This is a genomic window from Acinetobacter sp. FDAARGOS_558 (genome assembly GCF_003937785.1).
In the GTDB taxonomy this organism is placed as follows: domain Bacteria; phylum Pseudomonadota; class Gammaproteobacteria; order Pseudomonadales; family Moraxellaceae; genus Acinetobacter; species Acinetobacter baumannii.
The window spans coordinates 2,455,198-2,469,875 of sequence record NZ_RKJH01000001.1; the positions used below are offsets into that span (position 1 = coordinate 2,455,198).

At 39.4% G+C, this 14,678-nt stretch carries 15 protein-coding genes; 12 read left to right on the forward strand and 3 right to left on the reverse strand.

Annotation, left to right across the window (positions count from 1 at the left end; genetic code table 11):
- Positions 1 to 63: 63 nt before the first annotated feature.
- The 7 genes from prpC (at position 64) to EGT34_RS11850 (ending at position 7,123) form a co-directional block, all read left to right on the forward strand.
- Positions 64 to 1,221, forward strand: a complete 1,158-nt coding sequence (prpC, locus tag EGT34_RS11820) for a bifunctional 2-methylcitrate synthase/citrate synthase (RefSeq protein WP_000097514.1) — start codon at positions 64 to 66, stop codon at positions 1,219 to 1,221.
- Positions 1,221 to 3,827 carry a Fe/S-dependent 2-methylisocitrate dehydratase AcnD gene (acnD, locus tag EGT34_RS11825; protein WP_001093585.1) on the forward strand — a complete coding sequence of 869 codons (2,607 nt, stop codon included), beginning with the start codon at positions 1,221 to 1,223 and terminating at the stop codon, positions 3,825 to 3,827. Before prpC ends, acnD begins: the two co-directional genes overlap by 1 nt.
- A gap of 159 nt (positions 3,828 to 3,986) precedes the next feature.
- Complete coding sequence (locus EGT34_RS11830; RefSeq protein ID WP_000450436.1) at positions 3,987 to 4,253, forward strand: hypothetical protein; 267 nt, start codon at positions 3,987 to 3,989, stop codon at positions 4,251 to 4,253.
- A gap of 330 nt (positions 4,254 to 4,583) precedes the next feature.
- A complete protein-coding gene (locus EGT34_RS21120) occupies positions 4,584 to 4,718 on the forward strand; it encodes a zinc ribbon-containing protein (protein ID WP_001983336.1) in 135 nt (44 codons plus the stop codon).
- 123 nt (positions 4,719 to 4,841) lie between these two features.
- Positions 4,842 to 5,417, forward strand: coding sequence for a DUF4126 domain-containing protein (locus EGT34_RS11840; protein ID WP_000447792.1), 576 nt, complete (start codon positions 4,842 to 4,844; stop codon positions 5,415 to 5,417).
- Positions 5,418 to 5,682: 265 nt separating this feature from the next.
- Positions 5,683 to 6,183 carry an NUDIX hydrolase gene (locus EGT34_RS11845; protein WP_001065613.1) on the forward strand — a complete coding sequence of 167 codons (501 nt, stop codon included), beginning with the start codon at positions 5,683 to 5,685 and terminating at the stop codon, positions 6,181 to 6,183.
- A 568-nt stretch (positions 6,184 to 6,751) separates the two neighbouring features.
- A complete protein-coding gene (locus tag EGT34_RS11850) occupies positions 6,752 to 7,123 on the forward strand; it encodes a type II toxin-antitoxin system PemK/MazF family toxin (protein ID WP_000911538.1) in 372 nt (123 codons plus the stop codon).
- Between the two features lie 126 nt (positions 7,124 to 7,249).
- Here the strand turns inward: EGT34_RS11850 and EGT34_RS11855 are convergent, their stop codons facing one another.
- A complete protein-coding gene (locus EGT34_RS11855; RefSeq protein ID WP_024437049.1) occupies positions 7,250 to 8,107 on the reverse strand; it encodes a DUF3800 domain-containing protein in 858 nt (285 codons plus the stop codon).
- A gap of 391 nt (positions 8,108 to 8,498) precedes the next feature.
- On the reverse strand, positions 8,499 to 8,783 hold the full coding sequence (locus EGT34_RS11860; protein ID WP_002040498.1) for a hypothetical protein: 285 nt from the start codon (positions 8,781 to 8,783) through the stop codon (positions 8,499 to 8,501).
- A gap of 677 nt (positions 8,784 to 9,460) precedes the next feature.
- Here EGT34_RS11860 and EGT34_RS11870 point away from each other — a divergent pair.
- Entirely contained in the window at positions 9,461 to 10,690 is a 1,230-nt protein-coding gene (locus tag EGT34_RS11870) for a beta-ketoacyl synthase N-terminal-like domain-containing protein (protein ID WP_000442897.1), read from the forward strand.
- 96 nt (positions 10,691 to 10,786) lie between these two features.
- Here EGT34_RS11870 and EGT34_RS11875 read toward each other — a convergent pair whose 3' ends face one another.
- Positions 10,787 to 11,488, reverse strand: coding sequence for an SDR family NAD(P)-dependent oxidoreductase (locus EGT34_RS11875; RefSeq protein ID WP_001063511.1), 702 nt, complete (start codon positions 11,486 to 11,488; stop codon positions 10,787 to 10,789).
- Between the two features lie 802 nt (positions 11,489 to 12,290).
- On the opposite strand from EGT34_RS11875, the gene EGT34_RS11880 reads away from it, so the two are divergent.
- From EGT34_RS11880 to EGT34_RS11895, 4 genes are all read left to right on the forward strand, one after another.
- Positions 12,291 to 12,992 (forward strand): DUF1003 domain-containing protein, encoded by a 702-nt coding sequence (locus tag EGT34_RS11880; RefSeq protein ID WP_000428564.1) that lies wholly within the window; start codon positions 12,291 to 12,293, stop codon positions 12,990 to 12,992.
- A 111-nt stretch (positions 12,993 to 13,103) separates the two neighbouring features.
- The gene (locus EGT34_RS11885) at positions 13,104 to 13,769 is read left to right on the forward strand and encodes an RluA family pseudouridine synthase (RefSeq protein ID WP_001130511.1); all 666 of its coding nucleotides are present in this window, start codon (positions 13,104 to 13,106) and stop codon (positions 13,767 to 13,769) included.
- Between the two features lie 110 nt (positions 13,770 to 13,879).
- Positions 13,880 to 14,254, forward strand: coding sequence for a ribonuclease E inhibitor RraB (locus EGT34_RS11890; protein ID WP_001078192.1), 375 nt, complete (start codon positions 13,880 to 13,882; stop codon positions 14,252 to 14,254).
- Positions 14,255 to 14,282: 28 nt separating this feature from the next.
- Positions 14,283 to 14,663: a nuclear transport factor 2 family protein gene (locus EGT34_RS11895; RefSeq protein WP_000059268.1), complete on the forward strand. Its 381-nt coding sequence runs from the start codon at positions 14,283 to 14,285 to the stop codon at positions 14,661 to 14,663.
- Positions 14,664 to 14,678 lie beyond the last annotated feature (15 nt).

The window sequence follows — 14,678 nt, forward strand, 5'->3', positions numbered from 1 at the left end:
AAGTGAAAACGGTGCGACTCCGTCGTGCTTAATAAATAAACTCAGATAGGAAAGGACAATCTTATGAGCTCAAATGAAACAACAACAGGCTTCAAACCAAAAAAATCAGTTGCACTTAGCGGACAAGTTGCAGGCAACACAGCACTTTGTACCGTAGGACGTAGTGGTAACGACTTGCACTATCGTGGCTATGACATTCTTGACCTTGCGGCAGGTAGCGAGTTTGAAGAAGTTGCTCACTTGCTCGTACATGGCAAATTACCAAACAAAGCTGAACTCAAAGCATATAAAGCAAAATTAAAAGCACTTCGTGGTTTACCGGCAGCACTTAAAACTGCACTTGAACAATTACCACCGTCTGCACACCCAATGGATGTGATGCGTACTGGTGTTTCAGTTCTAGGTTGTTTAACGCCAGAACATGAAGACCACAATGAAGCTGGCGCAAAAGACATTGCTGACAAATTAATGGCAAGCTTAGGTTCAATGCTGCTTTATTGGTATCACTTCAGCAACAACGGTCGTCGCATTGAAGTTGAAACAGATGACGACTCAATTGCAGCGCATTTCTTACATTTACTTCATGGCGAAAAACCATGTGAAGAGTGGATTCAAGCGATGCATACATCACTTATTTTGTATGCTGAGCATGAGTTCAACGCATCTACATTTACGTCACGCGTGGTTGCAGGTACAGGTTCTGACATGTACTCGGCAATTACAGGCGGTATTGGTGCACTTCGCGGACCTAAGCACGGTGGTGCAAACGAAGTTGCATTCGTGATTCAACAACGTTACGACAATCCAGATGAAGCAGAAGCGGACATCCGTAAACGTGTTGAAAATAAAGAAGTCGTGATCGGTTTTGGTCACCCTGTATATACAGTTTCTGACCCACGTAACGAAGTGATCAAGAAAGTGGCACATGACTTAGCAGAAGCGCAAGAGAACACCAAAATGTACCTCATCGCTGAGCGTTTAGAAGCAGTGATGAAAGAAGTGAAAAACATGTTCCCGAACCTCGACTGGTTCAGTGCGGTGAGCTATCACTTAATGGGTGTTCCAACTGCAATGTTTACACCGTTATTCGTAATTGCACGTACAGCAGGTTGGTCAGCACACGTGATCGAACAACGCCAAGACGGCAAAATCATTCGTCCAAGCGCGAACTACACAGGCCCTGAAAACCTCGAATTTAAACCATTGGCGGAGCGTGGTTAATGAACACAAAATACCGTAAACCGCTGGCAGGTACCCAGCTTGAATATTACGACGTGCGTCAAGCCGTTGAAGATATTCAGCCAGGCGCATACGAAAAACTGCCTTACACCTCTAAAGTACTCGCAGAGCAATTGGTACGCCGTGCCGATGCTGAGAACTTAACTGCTTATTTAACGCAGTTGATTGAACGCCGTCAGGACTTGGACTTTCCTTGGTATCCTGCGCGCGTGGTGTGTCATGACATCTTGGGACAAACTGCATTGGTTGACCTTGCAGGTTTGCGTGATGCGATTGCTGAGAAGGGCGGCGACCCATCTAAAGTTAACCCGGTTGTACCAACACAGCTCATTGTCGACCACTCTTTAGCAGTGGAATATGGTGGTGCTGACCCAGACGCTTTTGCAAAAAACCGTGCTGTTGAAGACCGCCGTAACGAAGACCGTTTCCACTTTATTGAGTGGACCAAAACTGCATTTAAAAATGTCGATGTGATCCCTGCGGGGAACGGTATTATGCACCAGATTAACCTAGAGAAAATGTCTCCGGTGATTCAGGCGCGTGATGGCGTAGCATTCCCAGACACATGTGTCGGTACAGACTCACATACACCACATACAGACGCTTTGGGCGTAATTTCTGTGGGTGTAGGTGGTTTAGAAGCTGAAAACGTAATGTTGGGCCGTGCATCTTGGATGCGTCTGCCAGACATTATTGGTGTTGAGTTGGTTGGTCAGCGTCAGGCAGGCATTACTGCAACAGATATCGTACTTGCTCTAACTGAATTCTTGCGTAAAGAGCGTGTGGTTGGTGCTTACCTTGAGTTCTTTGGTGAAGGCGCTGACAGTATGTCTGTGGGTGACCGTGCAACCATTTCGAACATGACACCAGAATATGGCGCTACGGCTGCGATGTTCTACATTGACCAAAACACAATCGACTACTTACGCCTAACAGGCCGTGAAGATGCTCAAGTGGCATTGGTTGAACAGTACGCAAAAGAAATCGGCCTTTGGGCATCTGAAATGACCAAAGCAGAGTACCCACGTGTACTACGTTTTGATCTATCGACAGTCACACGTAACATTGCTGGCCCATCAAACCCGCATGCGCGCGTTTCAACTGCCGACCTTAAAGAAAAAGGCATTGCAGGTGTTGTTGAAAACCGCGACGATGGCTTAATGCCAGATGGCGCAATCATTATTGCTGCAATTACTTCATGTACCAACACTTCTAACCCACGTAACACCGTGGCGGCAGGTTTGTTGGCACGTAAGGCAAATGAGCTAGGTTTGGTTCGTAAACCTTGGGTGAAATCATCATTTGCACCGGGTTCAAAAGCGGCTGCACTTTACCTTGAAGAAGCAGGTGTTCTAAAAGACTTAGAGAAACTTGGTTTTGGTATTGTGGCTTATGCTTGTACAACGTGTAACGGTATGTCTGGTGCGTTAGATCCAGCTATCCAGCAAGAAATTATTGACCGTGACTTGTACGCAACCGCAGTACTCTCTGGTAACCGTAACTTCGATGGCCGTATCCATCCTTATGCAAAACAAGCGTTCTTGGCATCTCCGCCGCTTGTTGTGGCATATGCAATTGCAGGTACGATCCGTTTTGACATCGAAAAAGATGCGTTAGGTCATGACAAAGAAGGTAACCCGATTTACCTCAAAGACATCTGGCCATCTGACGCTGAAATTGATGCCTTAGTTAAGCAAGCCGTGAAGCCTGAACAGTTCCGTAAAGTCTACATTCCAATGTTTGACTTGGGCGAAGTTGAACAAGCGAAGAGCCCACTTTACGACTGGCGTCCGCAAAGTACTTACATCCGCCGTCCACCATATTGGGAAGGGGCGTTGGCTGCACCACGTACTTTGGCGAACATGCGTCCGCTTGCGATTTTGGGTGACAACATCACCACCGACCATTTGTCACCTTCAAATGCGATTTTGATGGATTCGGCTGCGGGTGAATACCTTCACAAAATGGGCGTACCAGAAGAAGACTTTAACTCATACGCAACGCACCGTGGTGACCACTTGACTGCACAACGTGCAACATTTGCAAACCCGAAACTCTATAACGAAATGGTTCGCCGTTCAGACGGTACTATTAAGCAAGGTTCAAAAGCACGTGTAGAGCCAGAAGGCGAAGTGATGCGTATGTGGGAAGCAATTGAAACCTACATGAACCGTAAACAGCCGTTAATTATTATCGCGGGTGCTGACTACGGTCAGGGTTCAAGCCGTGACTGGGCTGCAAAAGGTGTACGCCTTGCGGGTGTTGAAGCGATTGTGGCAGAAGGTTTTGAGCGTATTCACCGTACCAACTTGGTGGGTATGGGCGTGTTACCGCTTGAGTTTAAACCGGGTGTAAACCGTAAGACTTTAAAACTAGATGGTACAGAGCTTTATAGCGTGATTGGTAATATTGCGCCGCGTTCGACTTTAACTTTAGTGATTGAACGTGCCACAGCGGATGGTAAAGAAGAGATTCTTGAAGTACCTGTGACTTGCCGTTTAGATACAGAAGAAGAAGTTTCTGTATATGAAGCGGGCGGTGTATTACAGCGTTTTGCGCAAGACTTTTTAGAAGGCCAAGTGGCTTAATATTTTAGTTAAACATTATTGATATTGTTCAAAAAAAGCCCTATCTTGATGATGGGGTTTTTTACTATACATTGTGTAAAAAGAGTTGATAGCCTCATAAAAAAATGCATTTAAAATAGATTTTTTTAGATAAATATCCATATAAAAAAGGATCAAAAATTGGAAACAACAAATAAATTAGATAATCAAGCTGAGAGGAAGTTGCCAGTTAAAGCGCATCTATTATGTGGCTGGCCACTCGTACTTATGTTGGTTGGAGGTGCTATTGGCGGAGTTCTTGGAGCAAGTGCCTATGGTATAAATGTTAAGATCTATAAATCAAACTTATCAAATATCGCTAAAGTACTACTCAATTTGTTGACAGGTTTAACGGCTATTATTCTTATGCTTATTGCGGCAAATTTGATTCGAATGTATTTTCTTTAAAGTGATTTATCGTATAAAAAAGCCCGACATCCTGTCGGGCTTTTTCGTATTTGGTTGCTAGATATGACTCCTGTCGTATCTCACGATCCTGATGCATGAACCTATTATTGTTGTTTTATGTTCCGGAACATCCTGTTCCTGTATGAGTCCATATTAGAAAAAAAGCAGGGGTCAGCCAATCCGCTAAATCCCTAAATCTGTGTAAGATAAATCGTACAAATAACATTTTTTGCATTTATGCCATCATCATCGGGCGAAATGGACAATTGACAATCACTCTAACTGGGTTATATTCCTGTTTAATATATATACGATTATAGGAATGTAATCATGGTAACAGCTGGCGAAAAACCCGGAACAGGCTTCTATTTCTGTGCTCAGTGCGGACATAGAGTGTTTTTAGAAATTAATACCGACCCTTTACCACCTTGCACGAAATGCTACTGCACGCAATTTAAACGTTAAGAATGAAATAATATTTGCGTTCGCATTTAACAAAAAGCCCTGTCACCCGATGGGGCTTTTTGTTAATTTAAAAATAAGACTTACATAACAAGACCCGTGATGGGCATGAAGAAGGAAACCGTTATGGAAACAATATTGGGTTTATGTATTGGTGTGGGCTTGAGCGCTGCCTGCGGTTTTCGGGTGTTTGTGCCGCTACTGGTTATGAGCATTGCCACCATGATGGGTTGGTTTGAGCCATCAAAAGGCTTTGATTGGTTAGCTCTGCCATCGGTGTGTTTGGCTTTAGGTGTGGCAACGGTGTGTGAAGTCGCAGCCTACTATATCCCGTGGGTCGATAATGCCTTAGACACAGTCGCAACCCCTGCGGCGATGATCGCGGGTACGTTAGCGACAATGGCGGTCAGTAGTGGAGAAATGTCTCAGTTTGCCAGTTGGGCAGCAGCCATTATTGTCGGTGGTGGCACGGCAGGTGTGGTGCAAATGAGTACCGTCGCTGCACGTGGTGTTTCAACTGCAACCACAGGTGGTTTGGGTAATTTTGTCGTTGCGACAGGTGAATGGATTGGTGCAATCTTACTTTCGGTTTCAGCTATGCTGGTGCCTGCGCTTGTTGCAATAGTGGTGCTGATTGCGGTTATTTGGGTGGTGCGTTGGATTCGCCATAAAAAGCAAGAACAGGCGCATACCCCGCTATAGGTGAGTGTAAATATCATTTTTTAATAAGCATAAAAAAACCCGACATCCTGTCGGGCTTTTTTGTATTTGGTGATTAGATATGACTCCTGTCGTATCTCACGCTCCTGGTGCTTGAACGTATTATTGTTGTTTTATGTTCCGGAACATCCTGTTCCTGTATGAGTTCATATTAGGAAAAAAGCAGAGTGTCGCCAATCCGCAAAATCCCTAAAAGTTTGTAGGATAAAACGTACATAGAGAAATGATTTAACTTTTCAAAGTGAATATGAATAATAGCCATCTTGTTGCTTTAAGAAAAAATCAAATGCGTATTAGAAAATCTTCAAGACTATTAGTCATTAATGAAAATCATCAAATCCTCTTATTTCAATTCACTCATACAAATGATGCCTTAGCTGGACAATCACATTGGGCAACCATAGGTGGAGGTCTTGAAGAAGGGGAAACCTTCGAACAAGCAGCTTGCCGAGAGCTTTATGAAGAGTTAGGTATAGTAAGGCAAAATGTAGGTACTCATGTGGCAACACGCAATTTTGAAATGATGCTACCTAGTGCAGAAGTTGTGATTTCTGATGAAAGGCTTTTTATTGTTTTTATTAAAAATGAAGAAGTGAATACAGCAAACTGGACTGAACAAGAAAAGTTTGTGATTAGTAAAAGCCGTTGGTGGACGTTTGATGAGCTAAGCCAAACAGATGAGATTGTGTATCCAAACAATATTCCTAATATTCTTGTAGATAGTTTGCCTGAAATTTTTAAATCCTAATATTTCCTAATATTCAGATATAAAAAAGCCCGACTTCCTGTCGGGCTTTTTCTTATTTGGTGATTAGATATGACTCCTGTCGTATCTCACGCTCCTGGTGCTTGAACATATTATTGTTGTTTTGTGTTCCGGAACATCCTGTTCCTGTATGACTTCATATTAGGAAAAAAGTAGGGCATCGCCAATCCGCAAAATCCCTAAAAGTTTGTAGGTTAAAACATACAATGAGAAGTAGCTTGAGTAATATTTTTTTAGTTTTAATAGATGAGGGATCTTACTTTGGGTTTTGGTTATATTCTGCTTAATTGTCACAATTGTGATGCTTATAGTAGGTTATTTTGATATGAAAGAAAAGTACAAATAATGTATTAACTTATTATAAATATTAGGAAAGTTATTAAATTTACAAGTTATATTTTTGTATGTAAATGTATATTTTCTTATCTATAAAAATTTGAAAATTACTCTCCTGTTTTATAAGATAATTTCATTATTTAAGTTTATAAAAGAAGGAACTATTTGATATTATTAATATAAGATTATTTTTTTTCATGGTTCTAAATTAGAAATGTTAAAGTTTCAACCAAAGGCAAATACTATAGTTATGTGTGACTTTAAAGGTTTTATTGTGCCTGAAATGGTAAAGAATAGGCCTGCTCTAGTTATTAAAAAAAATAACCAAAATGCTAAATTAGTAACTATTTTGCCTATTAGCACGACTAAACCAGAACCTATGTCAGAAATGCATATTCCTATTGCTGGGCCAATTGATGGTAAAGAAGCGTGGATTAAATGTGATATGTTAACTACTGTTTGTATAGAGCGTTTAGATAGATTAAAAATTAGAAAAGATAATAAAAATGAATGGGTTGTTAAGAGCTTGGAAGATGAGACGTTTGAATTAGTTAAGAAAACTATTGCTAAATACTTTAATTTTTAGGATAATTAGATGGTACCCATTAGGGGCTTGGAAGACTCTGAATTTATTTAGAGCCAGTATTTACATTAGCGATGATAAGCTCGTTAATACTGTTATTAAGGACATCGAAAGATGTCCTTTGTCATTTTATAGTTCTAATTTTCTAACTCTATTTTTCTTAAATCCGTCATTTTCCCATCTTTTATCTTCTATATGTTCATGTGGTATAAACTTCCAAATCCTTAATTTATGATGAAATCTGTTAGAAGTGTTGCCATCAGTTCCAGTTGACTCAAACCAATTAAAAGCCTGTGATGATTTATAAATATTATCAATTTGTCTAAGCATGCTATAAACATTTTTTCCAAATGTTGCTTTCATTATTTGGTTTTTACTTCTACGAGTCTTTCCAGGTAATAAATCCCAATCGATTCGATTACCATAATATCCAGCAGAACCCATAAGTAAGTCACATAATTGTAAAGGTATAGACTTTTTACTATTTATGAATTCGATTTTAAATTTTAAATTATGAGTAGATAATTCATTAATAAAAGATATTAAAGTTTTTTTATGTACATGGCTAGAATGACTATCTAATCGAATAGTAATCTCGGCTGGTTCCTCAATAAATTGGAAACCAAAGCTATGTTTTATAAATTGATAGTAAACTTTGAATTGTGCTTCAATATTAGAACAGGGCTCACCAACATAAGGCCTAGCTCTATCCATAAAAAACTGTCGATATTTACTATCTTGAGATTTTTGTAAAAACTGGAAGATTAAGTCAATGAGTTGATTGTAGAAATCAATATCTTGATTAGAGATATTTGCCCATTTGATTTCTTTTGTATATTTATATTCCTTCTTTAATTTTTTAACTTCTTTTTCTAAATTATCGAATTCACTACTTGTTGAAATAAACCCACCAAAAAAACAATGATATCTATAAAGTGGTTTAGTTTGTGTCCATGCTTCGTCAGCATAAATGACATATTTCAACATTTAGTAAATTTTCCTAAAATTTATTGAATGTTGAATTGTAAACAAATTGATTTATCTTTGATAGAGAAAAGCCCGACATCCTGTCGGGCTTTTTCGTATTTGGTGATTAGATATGACTCCTGTCGTATCTCACGCTCCTGGTGCTTGAACATATTATTGTTGTTTTGTGTTCCGGAACATCCTGTTCCTGTATGACTTCATATTAGGAAAAAAGCAGAGTGTCGCCAATCCGCAAAATCCTTAAAAGTTTGTAGGATAAAACGTACAAGATCGCTGTTTATTTATTTTGAATTAGGCTTAGGCCTCTGTGTCACAACAGACTTTAATTTTTTGCGCTGATTTAAAGTAATAAACCATTGCAACACAGAGATAAAGGGGCCGAGCTAAACGCTTAGCCCAGACTATTTTTGTCACACCGCTGCATGGTGCTTAAAAAAGTAGGGGCAAAGTCCCGTGGGAGAACAGGACTTTGCAAACTGACATGTTCTAGACGCTGCATAAGCTTCGGGGAATAGGTTTGTTCGAGTCGCTGGTAAATACATTCGCAACTGTTCTTGCTATGCCCACCCGATAGGCAAATTTTTTCAAACTCTTGCTGAGTGTGGAGGTTACAGCCTGAAATACCCAAGCTCATTAGAACAAAACTTAAAGCCAAAAAAGGTGTATAAATTGTCATGTTATTCTCATAATGATTTGTATCTATGAGTAGAATAAAAATATAATCTGTTTAAAAATTAAAATAATTTTTTAGGTAATAATTAATCCTCCCATGCATACAGGAAAATAAAATAATTAAAATTTTAAAATAAAAAATAATCTATAAATTTAAAAAATAGGGCGTAAAAAACCAAATTTTAAATCAATAAAATAGTTAAATAAGAGAGAAAATGATTTTGAAAAATGGCATAGTCAACTCCTTAAAAATGGAGTTCTACCACCGAATTACCGCGAATTAATTTAGGGTGGTAGAACGAAAGGGGGTTGACAGACTGGACTCGTAGAACCAGCACGCGCGGGGCGTCCCCCTCCCGTCCTACCGCAAAGAAAGGGGACGCAAGGGTCTAACGAATTATAGTAGAACTACAATTCGCTACGAGTTACGGTCTGTCAAAACCGTCTGGCAATGTAGGCCAGCAACGGAATAATAATCGGTGATTTTAAATACGTCAATTTAATATTTAAAATATTTTTGATTTAATAATAAAACTAAATATTATTTTAAAATAAAAACATTATTATTAACTTTTTATTTATATTCGATGAGAAAAAGTAATAAATATAGAAATATTTTGCCAGTTTCAAAAAAGAACTTGATTGTTAAGATCTATTTTTGTCGTTTCTATAGAGATAAGAATGGAACGTGTTGTCATCACAGGTATGGGAATTAATTCTTGTATTGGAAATACATTAGAGAAAGTAACCGAGTCCTTAAAAGCAGGCCGCTCTGGCATTCGCTATAACGAAGTCTATGCAAAACTAAACTTTCGAAGTCATGTGAGCGCCACTGCCGAAATGAATTTTGAAAATATTGATCCTGAGCTAAAAAAACACATGGGCGTTTGCGCGATGTATGCCTACAACTCGGCACTCGATGCGCTACAATATGCCAAGCTTGATGTAAATGATATTGCCAATAACCCAAAATATGGCGTGATTGGGGGAACAGGCGGCACCTCAACAGCATCTATCATCGACATGTTGCATACCCTAAAAGAAAAAGGCGCAAGCGAAGTATCACCCGATTTAGCACCACGCTACCTCACCAGCACCATTAGCTCTAACTTATCACGCGCTTTCAACTTAAAAGGCGTATCTCAATCGGTTGCGAGTGCCTGCGCGACTTCAGCCGATGCAATTGGCTATGCATATCACCTTATTGCCGCTGGCAAACAGGATCTCATGCTGGCGGGTGGCGGCGAAGAAGACCATTGGTCGCAAACTGCAATATTCGATGCAATGGGCGCATTATGCTCTAAATATAACGATGCACCAGAAACGGCTTCACGCCCATATTCAGTAGATAACGATGGCTTTGTGATTGCTGGCGGCGGTGGCATGGTGGTTTTGGAGTCTTTAAGCCATGCCCAAAAGCGCGGAGCAAAAATTTTGGCCGAAGTGGTTGGGTACGCTGCCAATAGTGACGGTGTCGATATGGTTGCCCCAAGTGGCGAGGGGGCGACTCGTTGCATCAAACTGGCACTCGCAGAAGCCAAGCAAAACGGCTCTGACACCATCGACTATATCAACACACATGGCACTTCAACGCCGGCAGGGGACATTCCCGAACTATTGGCCATAGAGCGAGCTTTTGGTGGCGAAAAAGTACCGCCGCTCAGTTCGACCAAGTCTATGACTGGCCATAGTTTAGGGGCCGCAGGGGTACACGAAGCTATTTATTCTATTTTAATGCTGCAAAATAGCTTTATCGCGCCGAGCATTAATATTACCGAACTACGCGAAGAAGCTAAAAAGTTCGATATTGTTCAAACAAGCAGAGAAACTGAACTCAAAACAGTTATGAGTAATAGCTTTGGTTTTGGTGGCGTAAATACTTGTCTGGTTTTTAGAAAGTGGGAAGGGTAATTTAAACTCGAAATATATGTGGGCTTTAGAAAAAAATAAATTTAAAAAGTTAAGAAAAGCGTAATTTATTACGCTTTTTCTCTCATTAGAAATAGTTTAAGCAGCTTGAATGGCTTCACCACAAAGAGAAACTGTTTCTTGTTTATGTTGGTGTAAGTACCAGAACTGCTCCGCAACCGTTTCTGGATGTACCGTGTAGGTTTTATCTTTGGCTTCAGGTCTGCCATCTACGAAACCATTTACAACCACTTGGCTCACATAAACATTTGTGTCAGCAAGACTGTGAGCAAGTAAGTTGGTAGTTTTATACTGAGCGGCAGCGGTAGTTGCTAACGATGAGTACTCTTTGGCAACCAAGTCGATGCCCACTGCATCGAAAGCAAAAATTCCGTTTGTCGATAAAATGCTACCGTGGTTCTTCTCTAAATCACCTAAACAAGCCTGTACCGTCGCAATATAGCTCGACACGCGAATATGAAAGCTTTTGGTAAGTTCTAGTGGAGGGGTTTCTAAAATATTGCCTTCAATATCATGGAAAGCATTCCAATGAATATTTTTAATCTCTCCTAATTGATCTTTAATACGTTTAATAAGATTTGGTATATCTTCAAGAACAGCTAAATCACATGCAAAAGCGTAAGCTTCAATACCTTGTGCCTTAAATTCTAGAATAGCCTTTTCAAGTTTTTGGGCGTTTCGTGCCACTAACCCGATTTTATAGCCTTCTTTACCAAACTTATGTGCTACGGCTTTGGAAATACCTGTTCCATAACCAAAAATTATAATATTGTTGTTCATTATAAAGTTCCAAAAAACCAATCATTTGGTTAGAAATAATTTATAATATGTTTTTATAATGTATTCAAGCGCAAAAGTTATCTCTAAGAATAGTACGCAAAGAATAAAAATACTTAAAAGCGGGATTAATAAGTCGGCTTTACATGAGTTATTCGGCTAAACATAGATTGATGGAAGAGTTCCCAATTTGGTCTACAAATTTTTTAATTGGTAAAATAAACCGAAAAATACAAATAAAGTGGAATTTAAATTTAACTAATTATAGGTAAATGGGAATATATTCTTTTAAATTTGACTAATTGCGTAAAAATTCCCAAAAATAGTGAAAATTCGCTTTTCTTAGAAAAACAATCCCGCAGGCTGCTGGCTAAACTATATCTCAAGGGTGTGATAGGGATCGAAAAGAGTAGCATGCACCGAAACGTATAACGTTAGTGTGTACTCACCCAAAAGGTCTCGATTCGGCTTAGGACGCTATAGATCAAAAGTTTATAGGCACAAGGTTATAACTTACAAAGTTATGATTGTTGAAGTAAACCATAGATGTTTTCCCTTGACCCCCTAAAAAATTCTCAATAATAAAAATGATATTTTACAAGAATATAATTTATGAATAAGCCTAATCTTTCTGCGCTACCTCCTGACATTCAAATCTCATTATATGAAGCCTGTGATTTCTGCTCACCGAAAAATAGTTTCAGCGACTTTACAGATTTTAGGTTAGAGCGCTATTTTTATTTACGATGCGATCAATCAAAATCGTTTATATACTAATCTTATGATTAATTGCGAGCTGGATAATATGGAGAATAAAAATCAGTGTCGCCAATGCGCCGTATGTGGAAAGAGCTTTCCTTTAAAAGATTTAGTATCTGGTGAAGTCATCCGTAACGTGATTAGTGATGAAATTTTAAAAGACTATCCAGATTGGAGTTACTCAAGCTTTATTTGTCGGGCCGATCTGGCAGATTATCGAATTAAATATGTGCAGTCCCTATTACGCTCGGAAAAGGGTGAGTTATCTAACCTAGAAAATGAAGTAATTGGCAGTATGCAACGGCATGAACTGATTAGCCGAAATACAGAGTCAGATTTTGATCAAAACTGGACGTTTGGAGAAAAACTGGCAGATAAAATCGCATCATTTGGTGGTAGCTGGGCTTTTCTTATTTGTTTTGCTTTATTTTTAACGGGGTGGATTGTTTTAAATACGGTTGTGATGGTGGTCCGTCCCGTTGACCCTTATCCCTTTATTTTGCTGAATTTAGTGTTGTCATGTTTAGCTGCAATTCAGGCACCTATTATTATGATGAGTCAAAACCGTCAAGAAGCAAAAGACCGTTTGCGTTCCCAACATGACTATCAAATTAATTTAAAAGCCGAGCTTGAGATTCGCCATTTACATGAAAAAATGGACCATCTTTTATCGCATCAGTGGGAAAGACTTGCACATATTCAAGAAATTCAGCTCGATCTTTTAGCTGAAATGAATAAAAAACGATAAAGATTTTCCGAGTTTCACGTGGAACATAAGTAGGGCACTATAGATTATTTTGCGGTAGGTCTGAAATTTCTTTATGATTTGCCGCCATGCTCCATTGCTGTTTCTACGACCATGCCTTTAAACGACAACTTTGTTTACGCTCCACCACAAGATCCGCTTTCAATTTTATTTGAAGATGACGATTTAATTGTGGTTGATAAACCTGCGGGTTTGTTGTCGGTCATGGGTCGGTTACCTGAACATCATGACAGTGCGTATTTAAGGGTATTGGAAAAGTTCCCTTTAGCAAAGGTTACGCACCGTTTAGATATGGCAACCTCAGGTTTACTTATGTTTGCCAAGCATCGCGATGCAGAAGTTGCGGTAAGTAAAATGTTTCAGGCCAGAACAGTCAAAAAACATTATATTGCTTTGGTGCAAGGCCAAGTAAAACAAGAGGGCAGTGTTGAAGTTCCTCTCATTACTGACTGGGAAAATCGCCCAAGACAAATTGTACATTTTGAATTAGGCAAACATGCTAAAACATTGTTTCAACCATTGGTTTATGATGAAACAACAGATCAAAGTCGAGTGTTACTTGAGCCTGTGACAGGGCGTTCGCACCAGTTACGTGTACATATGATGCATATTGGGCATCCGATTATGGGGGACAAGTTATATCATCCTGAACCTAAACGGTTTCATTTGAATCGTATGGCTTTACACGCTGCATATCTCGCTTTTCAACATCCTTTGAAGGGAACAGATGTGGTGATTGAGTCACAAGTGCCTTTTTAAAAAATTAAAATTTGATGCAATTCGCAACTGAATACATATCCAAACTGCAATAAAAGTCGGTTATTCTTAATGCCGAATAATACAAATAGAGCAACAACAAGGACAATCTAATGAACCGCGATTACGAACAATTTCCAGATGATGATAACGGCAATGTACTTTGGCAAATGGTTGAAGACGGGGATGATTTAACCGAGCTTCATGAAATTGAATTTTCAATTGCATTTCAAGATCAACAAAATGCAGAGCAATGCGCGATGCATTTACTCTATCAAGAGCAAAAAATTTCTCTTTTCCAAGATGATTCTGTTGAACCGAATGAATGGATCATTACCATCTTTGTTACGATGGAACCAGAGTATTCAGATATTGTTGATCTGGAGCAGTGGTTTTCGACAATCGCTGAGCAATTTAACGGCGAATATGATGGGTGGGGCTGCATGGCTTATGTCTTCGACGAAGAAGATGATGACATTTTACAGTAAAGCCTAAATATAGCCGGGAGGTTCTACAATGAGCTTATCTCAAAAAGAAATTGCGGTACGTTTTTTAGAGCTTGCTGCCGCTGGCGAGGTCGATGAAGCCTACGGCAATTACACCGCCCCAAACTTTAAGCATCACAATCCTTATTATGCTGGTGATAAGACTTCTTTAAAGGAAGGGATGCGTGAAAGTGCAATTGAAACTCCAAACAAAGTTCTTGAAGTTCAACATGTCATTGAGGATGGTGCTTTAGTTGCAGTACATTCGAAACTGGAAATGCAAATGAATGACAAGCTAACAATTTTAGCTGTGGTTCATATATGCCGTTTTGAAAATGGAAAAATTGCGGAGTTTTGGGATATTGGGCAAATACAGCCCGATCCACTCGTTAATGAAAATGGTATGTTTTAGTGAAAAGCCCGAAAC

Coding starts and splice junctions, on each gene's coding strand:
- EGT34_RS11860 (WP_002040498.1), bottom strand. CDS start 8,783: ATGACAATTTATACACCTTTTTTGGCTTTAAGTTTTGTTCTAATGAGC.
- acnD (WP_001093585.1), top strand. CDS start 1,221: ATGAACACAAAATACCGTAAACCGCTGGCAGGTACCCAGCTTGAATAT.
- EGT34_RS11885 (WP_001130511.1), top strand. CDS start 13,104: ATGCCTTTAAACGACAACTTTGTTTACGCTCCACCACAAGATCCGCTT.
- EGT34_RS11840 (WP_000447792.1), top strand. CDS start 4,842: ATGGAAACAATATTGGGTTTATGTATTGGTGTGGGCTTGAGCGCTGCC.
- EGT34_RS11875 (WP_001063511.1), bottom strand. CDS start 11,488: ATGAACAACAATATTATAATTTTTGGTTATGGAACAGGTATTTCCAAA.
- EGT34_RS11870 (WP_000442897.1), top strand. CDS start 9,461: ATGGAACGTGTTGTCATCACAGGTATGGGAATTAATTCTTGTATTGGA.
- EGT34_RS11850 (WP_000911538.1), top strand. CDS start 6,752: ATGTTAAAGTTTCAACCAAAGGCAAATACTATAGTTATGTGTGACTTT.
- EGT34_RS11890 (WP_001078192.1), top strand. CDS start 13,880: ATGAACCGCGATTACGAACAATTTCCAGATGATGATAACGGCAATGTA.
- prpC (WP_000097514.1), top strand. CDS start 64: ATGAGCTCAAATGAAACAACAACAGGCTTCAAACCAAAAAAATCAGTT.
- EGT34_RS11845 (WP_001065613.1), top strand. CDS start 5,683: ATGAATAATAGCCATCTTGTTGCTTTAAGAAAAAATCAAATGCGTATT.
- EGT34_RS11880 (WP_000428564.1), top strand. CDS start 12,291: ATGGAGAATAAAAATCAGTGTCGCCAATGCGCCGTATGTGGAAAGAGC.
- EGT34_RS21120 (WP_001983336.1), top strand. CDS start 4,584: ATGGTAACAGCTGGCGAAAAACCCGGAACAGGCTTCTATTTCTGTGCT.
- EGT34_RS11855 (WP_024437049.1), bottom strand. CDS start 8,107: ATGTTGAAATATGTCATTTATGCTGACGAAGCATGGACACAAACTAAA.
- EGT34_RS11895 (WP_000059268.1), top strand. CDS start 14,283: ATGAGCTTATCTCAAAAAGAAATTGCGGTACGTTTTTTAGAGCTTGCT.